This window comes from Congregibacter variabilis, from assembly GCF_045689235.1.
GTDB lineage: Bacteria > Pseudomonadota > Gammaproteobacteria > Pseudomonadales > Halieaceae > Congregibacter > Congregibacter variabilis.
The window spans coordinates 3,431,357-3,446,269 of record NZ_CP136864.1 but is presented as its reverse complement, the minus strand read 5'-3'; the positions used below and the strand labels follow the sequence as shown (position 1 = coordinate 3,446,269).

Below are 14,913 nucleotides of genomic sequence, written 5' to 3'. Positions count from 1 at the left end.
CATTGGACTAGGTTTCATCCAATGCTCCAATCATGTAGAGAGCGCGTTCATCCACGTCTGCAAATTCCCCGGCCAGAATGCGTTCGCAAGCAGCGATAGTTTTGGCGACTGGCACAATTTTTCCGGGCTGTCCCGTGAACTGCTCCGTGGCATAAAAAGGCTGGGTAAAAAAACGTTCAAGTCGACGCGCCTTATTGACGGTGCTTCGGTCTGTTGAAGACAATTCCTCCATACCCAGCATGGATATGATGTCCTTGAGTTCTTCGTATTCCGCCAGTGTGTTGCGTACCGCTTGAGCGACCCGATAATGGCGCTCCCCAACTACACCTGGGGATAGCATCTTTGAGTACGACGCCAGAGGATCCACTGCTGGGTAGAGCCCCTGAATTGCGCGTTTTCGGGACAACACAACAGACGCCGACAAATGCGCAAAAATATGCACCACCGCTGGGTCGGTGAGATCATCAGCGGGCACGTATACCGCTTGCATAGACGTGATACTGGCATTTGCGGAACTGGCGATGCGTTCTTCCAACTGGGCCAGTTCGGTTGCGAGCGTGGGCTGATATCCGAGACGAGAGGGAATACGTCCCATCAAACCAGAAACTTCGGTGCCCGATTGCACAAAACGAAATACATTGTCGATGAGCAAAAGCACATCATTTTTCAATACCTCACGAAAATATTCAGCGACCGAAAGAGCGGCATGTCCCACGCGAAAACGGGCGCCCGGAGGCTCATCCATCTGACCATAAATGAGCACGGCGTGATCGATTACTCCGGTCTCCTGCATAGAGCGGTACATTTCTTCGGCCTCGCGTATCCGCTCGCCTATGCCACAAAACAGACTAGTTCCCTGATAGTGCGTGGCCATGTTGTGAATCATTTCGTTGATCAGCACGGTTTTTCCGACGCCTGCACCCCCAAACATTCCCGCCTTACCACCGAACTCCAGGGGCGCCAAAAGGTCGATAACCTTTATACCGGTCTCAAAAATTCGACTGCTTGTGCGTCGCAATGAAAGTGCGAGAGGCGGCCGGTAAATCGGCCATTGTTCTGAAGCAGCAATATCACCCTTGCCATCAATGGGCTCTCCCAATACGTTGAGCATGCGCCCCAGCAGCGCTTCTCCCATGGGGAAGTTCAAGGGCTGCCCGGTGTTGATCACGGGCATGCCACGACCCAGACCACGGGTCGGCGTCAACGCAATACAACGCACCGTGCTTTGGTCTATATGGGTTTGGACTTCAAGAACCACTGACCCGGCACTACCCGCAATCAGCTGGGATTGCTGTGGGGGAAGAGGCGACGAAAACCGCGCGTCGACCACATTACCGCGGAGCGCGCTTATCTGGCCCACGGCATCGTGAGCTTCCTTCGAAAACGCCTGTTCCATGAAGCTCCTTAACTAGCAAAGCAATCGAGAGCAAGAATCCCAAATCCCGCTCCCCATTGACGCACAGGTTTGGATGACGCGGAATCAGGGTTTTTCTAATTTTTTACTTTGGCTTTTTCGCGCTAACTTCGAAATGGCGAAATCGATCATGTGTGTTGATAACGCCATTCGAAACAGCCTAATTGCCTGGAGGTGGCGCCACACGGGTCAGATAAATACCTGCCCATCCGGCCTCTTCAACACCCATGCTTGCGGTGATGGCGAGCCAGCCGCCGCGAAAAGCATCGCGTTCCAACGCAAGAGAGGCGATGGGTAACGGCACTTTTGGTGTTTGCCCTGCCTCGTCGTCATCCCATACTGCGGCAGGGTCGAGTATGGTGCCATCCATACCAGTCTGAACTAGAGTCGTGACACTGGGCGCTGTGCTGCCCAACACTTCCCCAAGATAGATGCCATCCACTGCGTTTGTATAAACCTTACGAGAATCAAGTTCACCATTCCTGGCCAGAAAAGCGATTCGAAAAGTCCCGCCGGCTCTTTGAGAGACCGACTGGAAGGCCGAAGAGCGCCAGCGCGGTGGCTCAGCAGCATCCTCTCCTTCACCAACACCCGGAGGCTTGCCAGAGTAATTCCAGTAAACAAAATCATCGTATTCGGCGTCCACCCCAGATCTTGCCACCAGTCGGAGCTTTCCTTTGCCGGTCAGGTCGTAAACAAAAATGCCCTGATTGATCGGGACGTCCCGTTCCTGGTAACACAAATCAGTGTTATCAGTTTCATCGCTGCATATGCTGTTGATATCGCCGGTGGCGGTACCCGTCTGCGGATCGAACTGGCCAACATTGTTACAGAAGTCTCTGCGATCTCTATTGCCCTCCTGTGGACAATACAGGCGCAGAGTCTTTTTCTCCTCGCCCCACGCGCCCCAAAAACCGACGAACCGGCCGTCGTAAGACAGGCCCTCGCCCAATTGATTAAAGCGTGCATTGCCCTGACCGGGGACCCGGTCCTCTAGGCCTACCAAGGTAGTGAGCACGGAGCCCGGCTGCAGTGGCGCAAGATAAATGCCACCACAGCTTGGGTCATTCTCGTTATCGAAGCCGACGAAAACCATTTGGTCGCCAGCGGCGCTGGGCGGCGCAGTAGAGCCGAAGGTAGTCCCAGGTATACAGTCGCCGGGGTTAGGGATCTGGCTATCTGAATTCGCCACCAACTGGATCTTCGCGCTGCCACCGGCATTATTGGCCGTGACTTGGCGATAGAAAACACCGGTCTTCCCAGTGCCATCGCTGTAATTACCCTTAAAGGCAATGACGCCCGCATCTGTGATCGCCGGAGCGCCCGGGAATACGTCAAACCGGGTAGCAGTCGCTACGCCAGGAACAGAAAACAGATCAGAAAATTCCGGGACTTCACCGAGCAGACTCGAACCTGTGACCAGCGGGCTTTCGTCGTGCCGGGCTTCAAGTTTGACGTAGGCGCCCGTGGTGCCGGCGCGAGTTATCTCCTCCTCTTCCTCGCCTTGAGGCGTCAGTGTGTTCTCGCTGTTCACGCTGTAGGTCCAAACAGGCGGATGGTTACCGCGGGTGGCGACAGCATCGGCTGTGAGAGCTATGCGTGGAAAAGAGGGGAACTCGTTAAAGGTCGCCAAAGACCACTGTGTTCCCGGATTATCACACTCAATTGCCTGTTCGCCCTCACCTGATTCTCCGCCTACTGGATAACAGGTATTGTTGGGATAGGGCACTTCCGTATCGCGATCTGCCAAGGTCTTAATAGCCCCCCCTGCCACCGCCATATCGCGATAGAAAACGCCGCTCACTGGACCCCGCGACCGCCCCGTACTCCGGGCGCGAAACACCACCAGGGCATTGGAGTTAAGTGACGGGGGATTGTAACTATTGTAAAAACGGCCGGGGTAACCAGGAATCTGGTCGCTGTTATTTACCACCGTATTCCAGGTGAAAGTGGTCGCAGATTTTGATGAAACTGGCAGCGAGGCTTTGTTATTGGGTGCAGCCTGGACACCAACGGCAAGAGTGATAGTGCCCAATAGAGTAGCGCGGATGGCGCAGGTCAATGCCCGTTTTTTCATGATTGCCTCTCTTGCGTTTTAGGTACGCTGAATCAGCTCAAAGACAAGACGGGGCGGTAACCCGCCCCGGATAATGTGCTCTGCTGTAATCACGGCTCACAAATCCGTGGGAACAGCGTAAGTGGCCTTAGCCCCCGGACTGGCCTTTGCCGGGACCTCCACCGCCTCCACCAGTGCCTCCCCCACTACCGGTCACCTTCACGCTGCTGGTCGCGGTGACCGAATTGTCAGCCGGGTTGACTTCGCAACCGTCGCAGCCAGGCACCGCAGTAGCCTCTGCTGTCCACTCGATAGTGGTCCGTTCTCCAAGATCAATGGAGAAAAACGTGGTCTTTGAATAACTCTGACCCGCACCCAGATCCGTAAAGGGAATCGTCCATGGAGAGCCGACTATCTCGCCGCCATTAGCGGCATCGGCAGTCACGACAATGTCTCCTGAAACAGCGGCTGGCCCGGCGTTAGCGACGGTGACAGTGAACTCCCTACCTTCTGAGCCGTCCACAATTTGCGTGGGCACCTGCAAACCTGACTCCTCGCTGATTGAGAGATCGTATTTGGTATTCTGATTGGGGTCGTCGCACAGCGGCACCGGAGTCTCAAACCCCAACGGCAACGGATGGTTGTGTGTAAATTCGATAACCTCACGCGCATCATCAGCAGCCTGAGAAAACCCGGCAATATTGACGCCGTCAAAGACCTCATTCAAGAAGACACCCTCCAGAATTGATTCCTGCGCTATCGTGAACTCAGGAGGATTGGTACCTGGTTTATAGGAGAGATATTCGAAGTTGCCGGCCTGAGGAGCGCTTTGGGGAATATAGGGCGGACTTGGAAGCCCCTGAAAGTTGAGTGAGCGATCATAGGCGTAACTGCCATAATCCAGAACGCATTTTTCAACCAATTGCATAGTGCCCTGCACTTCCTCTCTGACGTCGACACACATAGTGCCAAACTGGGTTGAGGTGTCGACAAGCCCCATAATCTGGTTGGTATAAACGATCTGGTCAATCGTCACTTTGCCGGTCTTGTCGATGGCCGCACCAAGTCCCCTAGCTGCCGTGGTCAGCACATCGCCACCGGGCAAAATCAAGGGATTCGACGGAGTACCGATTTGTCCGTTCAGCATGTACTGCCAATATATGGCCAGGTTTTCGAGCGGAGAGTCGATAGTCGCTGAAAAAATATCACCATCAACTTCGCTGGTGTTAACCAATCTTCCTGCAGGATCAAGCGTAGTACATTGAGCCGTCGAAACCTTGGTAATCACTTCCCCGAGGCTTTGATCAAGCACCGTGTCCGGTGCACGAATCACGCTGGTCCGGCCGAAGTCCACCTCCTGAGTGAATTCAGCATGCTCCGGCACCGCTGCACAATTCAAAGGATTGACAGCGATAACGCAGGACTCTGTTGACGCCAGGCATTCAGGTATTATCTCCCCACCGGGCAAAGTTACTTCCGGTAGCCCAACCCCCGGGGCCGCCAGCGGCTGCTGACAAAGCCCTGCATCGACAAGTTCACCAGTTTCTGGATCAGGTACTTGCACCGAATCCGTAGGAATAGGGCGACCGTATTCATCGCGGTAAAGAACAATCAAGTCCCCAAGATCAGGGGCTGCACCGCTGCCACCTGGTTTACCCGGCGTTCCACCTTTCGCTGCAAATGCGGTACCGGTGAATCCAACTGACAACACCACACTGACAATTCCAACGGCTGCTGCCAGGTCCCTACGCTTGAAGTCCGGCATCTTTACAAACCCTGTAGATAACGAACGGTCTGTTAATTTTTTTACTGACATTGAAAAATCTCCCTTGTGAAAAACACTCGTCGTACGAGGACTTCACGAAATTTAGAGAGCCAGTGGAAAAATAAACATAGGAGATTCTCTGGTTCTTGGAATTGCAGGATGCCGTTACGATAACTGTGATGACTCGCAGCGCAGTTTTCAGTTGTTACGTGCATCCCAGGGGTAGTCTGTTTGTGGTCCTGCACAAGTGAGGAGCCAATGTACTCAACCACCAAGTCCAACAGTTTCATTGCCGATCGGCTTAACGAATACGCTGATATTCTCGAACAACAGCAGGCAAACCGTTTCAGAGTAGAGGCGTATCGACGCGCGGCCAGCAGCATAGTCAATCTGGATAGGGATCTGGCAGATGTTTACCAGCAAGGGGGGAGCAAGGCATTAACCCAGCTGGAAACCATTGGTACGGGTATAGCCTCGTCCATCGGCGAACTCCTGCAGACGGGCCGGTGGAGCAGACTGGATAGGCTTCGTGGTGCCCTTGATCCACTAAAGGTATTTCAGACCGTGCCTGGCATCGGCTCCGAGCTCGCAGCGCGTATTCATGACCGCCTCGGAGTCGATACGCTGGAACAACTCGAAGCAGCCGCCCATGATGGTCGCCTGCGGAAAGTAGCTGGCATCGGAAAAAAACGTGAGCAGATGATCAAAGCTGGCTTGGCTGCCCTGCTATCCCGGGCACCAAAAGCGATAAACCGCAATGCGTCGGCAGGACCCGCTGTCGAGTTGCTTTTGGACGTTGATGAAGAGTATCGGAAACAGTCCGCTCTGGGACACCTGCCGACAATCACGCCTCGACGCTTCAACCCGAATCAACGCCCTTGGCTACCTATCTTGCATACCACGAGAGGCGTCTGGCATTTCACTGCACTATTTTCCAATAGTGCCCGGGCTCACGAGCTGCACAGGACCGACGACTGGGTAGTAATTTACTTCTATGACGATAATCACGATGAGGGACAGCATACCGTGGTTACCGAGACGCGCGGCCCGCTAAAAGGTTTGCGCATCGTGCGCGGCCGCGAAGCAGAATGTAACGACGTTTATCGGTCCACTAGCGAGGCAGGCGTCCGGCGCATTGCATCATAAAATTTGCGCCGGCTTAAACTAGTAGCATGCTGTGAAAATAGTAGAAACACACTCTGCACACACTTCGCATGTCCAGTCTGTGCACCAAAAAAATACAACGAAAAGAGCCCAAAAAATTAGGGCGATCCCCTATTCAGACTTCTGGTGAACGGGCTCAGTATTGGAGTTCAAAGTTAAAGTTGGCCGATGCGCTGGGTATGCCGATATTCGGGCACCGGTGTTCAAACTCGAGCCCGGATTGTATGGAAAAACACACGCATCTCACCCAAGCCGCTGTACGCGGTAGCACTGGAGCCGGGCAAGATCGCGATCTGACGGCGGGACCTTCACCGCTTTGGAGTGTTTTGGCAGGGATTATTATCCTGATGCTCATGCTTGGCTTGCTGCTGTACTTCGACGCACGGGAGCAAGTGCTTATCCTGTTGAAATGGGTCGATGCTCAGGGCCTGTTGGGGCCGGTTTTTTTTATCGTCATCATGGCTGCGGTCGTCCTGCTTTTGCTTCCGGGAATTTTTTTTACCATGGGCGCTGGATTCGTATTCGGCGTTACCCTCGGCACTATCTGTGTAGTTCTTGGAACAACCTTGGGCGCCAGCCTTTCCTTCCTGGTTGCTCGGTATTTGCTGGGCCCCCGAAGCACAAGCTATCTATTAGCATTTCCACGGCTCGAGCTTATTGGCGCTCAATTGACTCAGCAGCGCTGGAAGTTCGTGCTACTGACACGTCTGATTCCCTTCTTCCCATTCAAACTCTCTAATTACTTTTTTGGGCTGACGCGTTTTTCCCTGGGAGATTTTATTCTGGGCACGGGGCTAGGCGTCATTCCGTTTTCTCTAAACAGTGTGTACCTCGGGTCCATCGCTGCCGATATTGCGACGCTGGGGCAGCGCGATAGTACTCGCACGCCTCTGGAATGGACTATCTACGGATGCGGTTTCCTGGCGGCCATGGTTGCTCTGTTTTATTTCAATCGACTGGCGCGTAGCGCGCTTGCCCGGTACGCCAGTAAAAGTTCCGGGGCAACAGGCTGATGCCGTGGGTAAACTGGCTTCCCTGGCGTCTGGTCATCAGACATCTTGCCCGCGCTCACGGGTTTCTCGACCCCATGGCCTTGACCGGGCGGCTGCGTCGATTCGCTCAACCGTCGGAAGTGGCAGAGCCGGTGGAGTTGTTGCGTGCCGGAGCGATCTTTCATGCCCGGGGACTCATCAACAGCCGGGTTATCCAGCACAATCTGGATTGGGTCTGGCCCCACTGGATCGAACGTCAATTCAACCCTCTGGACGATGCATTTGTACCTCGCGCTTTTTCTCTAACGCATGTAAATCTCACGCACCGTAACTGGACTGCCATCGGTCTCCCTGACTACGATCATTTACCTATCGTGGACCCTCGTGGTCTGTTGACCCCCCTCTATGACGGCTGGTCACTTGACGCTTGGTTATTGACAGATGATGGTCAACACCTATTGCCTTCACGGGCCGACTCAAGCAGCCAGCAGCTGGAATATGCCGGCGGTCTTGCAGTAACAACCGAAACGACGCGCGATGACCTTTTTTTGCGAACCCGGGCAGCGGTAGACGCCGCGTCGACCGGTCTCCTGTGCTGCCAGAAAATCGAAGCGAAAGCTGCAACGCCTGGCTGGCTGGTACTGGCGTTACGGCCCTGTAATCCGGAAGGGGTGAGTTTTGTTCACCAGGCATCTCTGGGCCCCACTCGCAGGTCCTGGACGATCGATGGAGACACCATCATTGGCTTCAGTGATCCAGTGGAAAAACACCAGGCATCCGACTATCACCGTGGAGATGTCTATATACATCTGCACGACTCTCAAGATGAACAACATGCCCGTTGCGACGTTGGTCTGGTGACCGCTGCCGCCATGTTTCGCATAGAAGCTAACGTTCCACGCAGCGTTAGCGTGGAGGTCCCACTAAACAAAAACCCAGCCACACAAAATGTATCGCCGGCCCCCTGGAGCAACGCGCTCGCGGGTCATTGCCGCTTATCGGTGCCGGAGCCCAGGATTAAGTTTCTCTACGACGCTGCCATACGGACTTTGATACTGCATTCACCAAAAGACGTATACCCCGGCCCCTATACCTATAAACGCTTCTGGTTTCGCGATGCTGCATTCATTATTCACGCCTTGTTGTGCGTTGGACTTATCTCGCGAGCCGAACGAGCGCTAAAACAGTTTCAACACCGGCAAGGCCCTCTGGGATATTTTCATTCTCAGGCAGGAGAGTGGGATGCAAACGGCGAGGCTCTGTGGATTCTGCAGCGTTTTTGTCAGCTAACGGGACAGTCGGCGCCGCCCCATTGGCATCAGATGATCGAACGGGGGGCGCGCTGGATTGCGCGCAAACGACTGCCAGATAACCTTGGAAGCCCCGTGGCGGGTCTTCTCCCGGCAGGTTTCAGTGCGGAACATCTGGGTCCAAATGATTACTACTACTGGGACGATTTCTGGAGCATCGCCGGACTGCAGTCAGCGTCACAGATGTGCGCCCGCATGGGTGAAAAAAACTTGCGCGACGATTTTGCGCAAGAAGCCCTCGCGATGTCCCACTCCGTCGATAAGAGCCTGACGCACGCAGCCGTGCGATTACAGCGCAAGGCAATGCCCGCTGCGCCCTATCGGCGTATGGATGCCGGCGCTATCGGATCCATATCGGCCGGCTACCCGCTCCAGTTGAGCGAACCTCGCGATCCACGTTTGCTAGATACCGTTGAGTACCTTTTGCATAACTGCTTCGTCGCTAACGGATTTTTTCAGGACATGACCCATTCCGGGATCAATCCCTATCTAACCCTGCATGTCGCCCAGATACTGCTTCGCGCTGATGACGAGCGTTACCTGTCATTAATGGACAGAGTCGCAGAGCTCGCGTCCCCGACCGGGCAGTGGCCTGAGGCTATTCACCCACGCACTGATGGCGGTTGCATGGGCGATGGGCAACACGTTTGGGCGGCGGCGGAATGGGTCCTGATGCTCCGGCATTGTTTTGTGCGCGAGGAATCAGAGCGTCTTATTTTGTGCCAGGGTATCCCGCAGCGCTGGCTTGAAAACGAACAAGAGTTGTATTTTGGCCCGGCGCCCACAAGCTTCGGCACTGTCACTGTCACTTTAAAGGCTAACGCAACGGCGGATCGTGTGACCGTCAATTGGCAGGACGCGACCTGGCACGAAGCCCCACCGACGATCGAAATTCGTCTGCCAGGATTTACACCTGTTATAGCAGTGCAAGGCGACACCCATGCTTCGTTAGTCCGCGATGGCTCATGAATATTGTAATGCTCACTAATACCTTTACGCCGCATGTCGGCGGCGTCGCTCGCTCCGTGGCAGCGTTTACTGCGGCGTATCGGCGCAGGGGTCATCGGGTTCTGGTGGTCGCCCCTGAGTTTGCCAACATGCCCGAGCACGAAACCGATGTGTTACGTATTCCAGCGATTCAGCACTTTAACGGCAGCGACTTCTCCATGGTATTGCCGGTATCGGGCCTGTTAAGCGACGTCCTTGACGAATTCGAACCGCAGATGTTGCATGCGCACCATCCCTACCTACTCGGCGCAACAGCCCTGCGCATTGCCCGATTCCGCCAATGCCCTTTGGTATACACCCATCACACGCTTATCGAGCAATACACCCATTATGTTCCCGTGGATTCTCCGGCCGTTCAACGCTTTGCGATAGAAATGGGAACACGCTACGCCAACATGGCAGACCAGGTGTTCGCACCCAGTCAGAGTATTGCCGCTTTGTTGAAACAGCGCGGGGTTCATGTGCCTATTGCAGTACTCCCCACAGGCGTGGACACCGCCCACTATGCTCAAGGTGATGGAGCGGGGTTTCGCACCCGGTTAGGCATAGGACAAAATGCATTCGTCATCGGTCATCTTGGTCGCCTCGCTCCGGAAAAGAACCTCGAATTCCTGGCAAAGGCGATTGCCCTGAGCATGCATTCCAATACCGAGATGCAGTTTTTGCTGGCGGGAGATGGTCCTTCTGTTCCCACGATCAAAAACATTTTTGAAATCCATGGCGTTCTGGATCGCGTGCACTTTCTTGGGGTGCTGGATTTCCAGAAACAGGTCGCCGCCTATCACGCCATGAATTTGTTCGCATTCGCATCAACCAGCGAAACTCAGGGCATGGTTTTGACAGAAGCCATGGCCGCCGGTATCCCCGTGGTTGCACTGGATGCAAGTGGTGTACGCGAAGTGGTCAACGATGGCCACAACGGCCGTCTCGTTTTTGAAGCGACTCCGGCAGCCTTCGCCGAGGCAATACAATCTGTTGCATCTCTGTCTGAAGATGACCTGCAAAAGATGCAGGCCGCCGCCCGGGCGACCGCTCAAGAGTTCTCCATGGACCGCCACGCCGACAGAGCAATAGCGATATATAGTTCGCTGATCAGGGCCCCCTACAACGCCAACCCGCATGACGTCGACACCTGGGAAAGCGTGCTGCGCTTATTTCGGGCCGAATGGGAAATGACTAAAAATGTTGTTGCCGCCACTGGCGTGGCGCTTGGCAAGCAGAACCTCCTCAGGTGATCGGACGTATCGAAGCTCTTTTGCGTAGAGTACGCCGTGCCCTAAGTCGCAGCGAATGGCTGGCACGAATCCTTGGCCTACCAAGTTCTAAAGATACAGATGCCGCACCCGGGCTGGTGCTGATCCAGATCGATGGTCTTTCGCAACCGGAACTTGAAAACGCCTTACGCCTGGGTGAAATGCCTTTTTTACGACGGCTGCTTCATCGTGAGCACTATGAACAAATAGCGCTTTATTCCGGCATACCCTCATCAACCGCTGCATTTCAGGCCGAACTTTTCTACGGAGTCAAGACTGCTGTTCCAGGTTTCAGTTTTCGGGAAAGTGAAACGGGCCAAATGGTGCGTATGTTCGAAACTGCAGCAGCCGCACGGGTAGAGCAGCGACTGGTGGCCCAGGGAGGAGAAGGACTTCTCAAGGGCGGTAGTTGTTACGTGGACAACTATACCGGCGGTGCACAAGAACCACATTTTTGCCCCACATCCCACGGTTGGGGACCGGCGCTGCGCGATGCAAGTCCAGTGGCACTGATCCTGCTCGTGCTCAGTAACACCTATAGTTTCCTGAGAATCGGCGTGCTGTTTCTCACAGAGATCCTACTGGCGGTAACGGACTTTTTCCGCGGTCTGATCCGCGGCCACAGTATATTCAGAGAGCTCACTTTTGTGCCTACTCGCGTTGCTGTGTCCATCGTTTTGCGCGAGCTGACTACCATTGGAGTAAAGATCGATATTGCACGCGGCCTCCCGGTAATCCACCTGAATTTTCTGGGTTATGACGAACAGGCGCATCGTCGCGGGCCGTCCTCAAAATTTGCCCATTGGACACTTAAGGGCATTGACGACGCCGTCGCCCGAATATGGCGAGCGACTCAACGCTCTTCCCGCCGCAGTTATGAGCTGTGGGTTTACTCGGACCACGGCCAGGAAAAAACGCAATCATATGCAAAAATTCACGGTACGGACTTCGGCGCCGTGGCCGCCAGAATTTACTCGGGCGAGACAAAAAAGCCGCGCATGGCGCAGGCCGATGGTGTATCCGGCCTCGAGATGAATCGTGCTCGCTATGTAGGAGGCAAGCGGATTCAAAAAATCTTGCGCACCCGGGGCCCGGAATCCGGGGCTTACCAGGATTCTCAGATATCGCTCACACTGCGAGGTCCGGTGAGCATGATCTACATTAAAGAGCCGCTATCCGCAGTGGGTATTCAGTCAATGGCCGAAGCTCTGATCAGCGATGCCGATGTGCCCATGGTACTTGCGAAAGAGACGTCAGGAAGGGCGCGGGCCTGGACGAGTAAGGGGGAGTTCTCGCTCCCCGAAGAAGCAGCCGCAGTGCTTGGCGATGATCATCCATTTCTTGCAGATGTTACAAGAGACCTGATCGCTCTCGCCCATCATTGTGATGCTGGAACCTTGATTGCGTTCGGGTGGTGTCTAGGGCGCGAGGCGATTAGCTTTGCATTGGAAAATGGCGCACATGGGGGAGCGGGACCAAAGGAAAGCAACGGCTTTGTGTTGCTGCCGGACGACGTTGAGCTGAGGAGCGCCGGGCGTTCCTATGCCCGGCCGTTGGACCTTCGCAGAGCCGTCCTTCGGGAGCTGGGCCGATCAAGCTCAGAGCTTACGCTCTCACCGCGCCGGTCTGTCACGCCACCAAAGACGGTGCGTGTCATGACCTACAACGTGCACAGTTGCATTGGCATGGACGGAAAACTTTCACCGGAACGCATTGCACGCGTCATCAATCGCTACGCGCCGGACGTTATTGCATTGCAGGAACTGGATGTGGGCCGCTTGCGCACCGGAGGTATTGATCAGGCACAGCTCATTGCCAACCAGCTGGAGATGTCCATGCATTTTCATGCGTCAGTGCATATGGAAGAAGAGCGTTACGGTGACGCAATACTTACACGGTTTCCCATGCGACTGGTAAAAGCTGGGCTATTGCCCGGCTTGCCGAAAAAGCCGGCACTCGAGCCCCGAGGTGCACTATGGGTTGCGATTGACGTAGATGGCACTGAGCTGCAGGTCATGAATACTCATCTTGGCTTATATCAACGCGAAAGAAAGCGGCAGGTAGAGGCTCTGCTGAGCGATCAGTGGCTGGGGCACCCCCAATGCCGCGGTCCATTACTACTTTGCGGGGACTTCAATGCCATGCCCTCGTCGACGGTATGCAAAAAACTCCAGACACGCCTTGTAGACGCGCAGATCGAACTTGAAAGCCACCGCCCAAAAAACACGTTCTTTGGCCGCTTCCCTACGGCACGTATCGATCATATCTATGTTGATCCAGCCATTGGCGTCAGTGACATAGAGGTCCCCTCAAGCGCATTGGTCCGTGTTGCCTCCGATCACTTGCCGCTAATCGCAGAACTCACTCTGCCTGAGGCAGGCTTATAAAAAGAAGCTCCACAGCCCCTCACCAGCGCAAAGCAACATAACGCTGCATCGCACCCTCGCGGAGTAGTAGAAGCACATGCTTGTCATCAGCGCTGCGCTGTACAGCCCGCTGGAACTCAGCAGCGCTCTTTATCGTCTTGCGATCAACTTGCATAATCACGGTACCAATTCTGATTCCCGCCATAGCTGCAATCGAACCAGAAACGACCTCGGTCACCACAACACCTTCGCCGGACTCCACATTGTAGAGCTCCGCCAACTGGGGAGTGAGAGTCTGCACGACGACGCCAATTTTCTCAGCGCTACGAGCAGGCGTTTCCTCGTCTGAAACTTCCTGGCTAAGTTTCCCGAAGGTCACCGATAACATCTTGCGCTTACCATCACGCAAAACAGTCAGGGTCTGGGTAGTACCCGGTGGTATCAAGGCCACTAGATTTCGAAACCTCCCCACATCACTGACCGCTTCGCCCTGCAATTCAATAATGACATCACCCAGACGTAAACCAGCCTTCTTTGCCGGAGAATCCTCACTCACTTGTGCCACCAAGATTCCCTGTCCCGCAGGAATATCAAACGAATCCGCAAGATCCGGAGTCAGCTGTTGAATCACTACGCCCAGGTAACCGCGAGTAACCTGACCATGCTCCAGAAGCTGCATGGCAATACCGCGGGCAAGCTCGCTGGGAATCGCAAATCCGACGCCCATATAACCTCCGCTTCGACTGAATATCGCTGTATTGACTCCCACCACCTCACCGTCAAGATTAACCAAGGGGCCACCGGAGTTGCCCGGATTAATCGCGGCATCGGTCTGAATGAAGTCTTCGTAATCATTGATACCTACGCTGGTGCGTCCTGTAGCACTGACAACACCAACGGTTAGCGTATGACTCAAGCCGAACGGATTGCCTATGGCCACAACCCACTCGCCGACCTGCAAAAGCGAAGAGTCTCCCCATTCTAATGCCGGCAAACCACTGGCATCGATCTCGACAACCGCTACATCAGACTGCGGGTCACGCCCGGTGACCCGAGCCTGGAATTCACGCCCATCCTGAAATGTGACACGGATCTTGTCGGCATTTTTGACCACATGGTTATTGGTCAAAATATAACTTCTGTCAGAAAACAAACCATCCCTGACCGCAAAAACAAACCCCGAACCCTGGCCGATCACCCGCGGGGGCCGCTGCACATTCGGCTTGGGTTGCTGCGGTAGACCCGGGACTTGATCCCCAAAAAAGCGTCGAAGTAGATCATCCCCAAAAGGCCACTGATCACCGAAGGGCGACTGAAAGTCTCCCGGCGCAGCCGCAGACCCCTGGCTCTCAGCCCGGATAAGGACCACCGAAGGAGATACTTCTTGCGCTACAGCCGCAAACGCTTTACCGGTTTCGCGCAGATTATCGACACCCGAATTCTGTGCATAAGCCACAGAACCCAGTATCGGAGCACACACGAGGGACAGAAAAACCGGCATTATCTTTATAATTTTCAAGACTTTCTCTGCACTAAAGACCTAATGCGGAGTTTGCGCACAACGGCTCGGGAGGACTATCGGATA

The 14,913-nt window shown here is 54.6% G+C and carries 9 protein-coding genes; 5 read left to right on the top strand and 4 right to left on the bottom strand.

The features are described from left to right. Positions 1-7: 7 nt before the first annotated feature. The 3 genes from atpD to R0135_RS15295 form a co-directional block, all read right to left on the bottom strand. A complete protein-coding gene (gene atpD / locus R0135_RS15305; RefSeq protein ID WP_407347783.1) occupies positions 8-1,396 on the bottom strand; it encodes a F0F1 ATP synthase subunit beta in 1,389 nt (462 codons plus the stop codon). Positions 1,397-1,574: 178 nt separating this feature from the next. After that, positions 1,575-3,491: a hypothetical protein gene (locus tag R0135_RS15300; protein ID WP_407347782.1), complete on the bottom strand. Its 1,917-nt coding sequence runs from the start codon at positions 3,489-3,491 to the stop codon at positions 1,575-1,577. A gap of 127 nt (positions 3,492-3,618) precedes the next feature. After that, positions 3,619-5,286, bottom strand: a complete 1,668-nt coding sequence (locus R0135_RS15295; RefSeq protein ID WP_407347781.1) for a hypothetical protein — start codon at positions 5,284-5,286, stop codon at positions 3,619-3,621. 207 nt (positions 5,287-5,493) lie between these two features. On the opposite strand from R0135_RS15295, the gene R0135_RS15290 reads away from it, so the two are divergent. The 5 genes from R0135_RS15290 (at position 5,494) to R0135_RS15270 (ending at position 13,349) form a co-directional block, all read left to right on the top strand. Continuing rightward, positions 5,494-6,381 carry a helix-hairpin-helix domain-containing protein gene (locus R0135_RS15290; RefSeq protein ID WP_407347780.1) on the top strand — a complete coding sequence of 296 codons (888 nt, stop codon included), beginning with the start codon at positions 5,494-5,496 and terminating at the stop codon, positions 6,379-6,381. 242 nt (positions 6,382-6,623) lie between these two features. Next, positions 6,624-7,412, top strand: a complete 789-nt coding sequence (locus R0135_RS15285; RefSeq protein WP_407347779.1) for a TVP38/TMEM64 family protein — start codon at positions 6,624-6,626, stop codon at positions 7,410-7,412. Then, complete coding sequence (locus tag R0135_RS15280) at positions 7,412-9,670, top strand: hypothetical protein (RefSeq protein ID WP_407347778.1); 2,259 nt, start codon at positions 7,412-7,414, stop codon at positions 9,668-9,670. Before R0135_RS15285 ends, R0135_RS15280 begins: the two co-directional genes overlap by 1 nt. Next, complete coding sequence (locus R0135_RS15275; protein WP_407347777.1) at positions 9,667-10,944, top strand: glycosyltransferase; 1,278 nt, start codon at positions 9,667-9,669, stop codon at positions 10,942-10,944. The genes R0135_RS15280 and R0135_RS15275 overlap by 4 nt, the downstream gene beginning before the upstream one ends. Beyond that, complete coding sequence (locus R0135_RS15270) at positions 10,941-13,349, top strand: endonuclease/exonuclease/phosphatase family protein (RefSeq protein WP_407347776.1); 2,409 nt, start codon at positions 10,941-10,943, stop codon at positions 13,347-13,349. The genes R0135_RS15275 and R0135_RS15270 overlap by 4 nt, the downstream gene beginning before the upstream one ends. A gap of 19 nt (positions 13,350-13,368) precedes the next feature. On the opposite strand, the gene R0135_RS15265 is transcribed toward R0135_RS15270, so the two are convergent. Then, entirely contained in the window at positions 13,369-14,847 is a 1,479-nt protein-coding gene (locus R0135_RS15265; protein ID WP_407347775.1) for a Do family serine endopeptidase, read from the bottom strand. Positions 14,848-14,913: the final 66 nt, after the last annotated feature.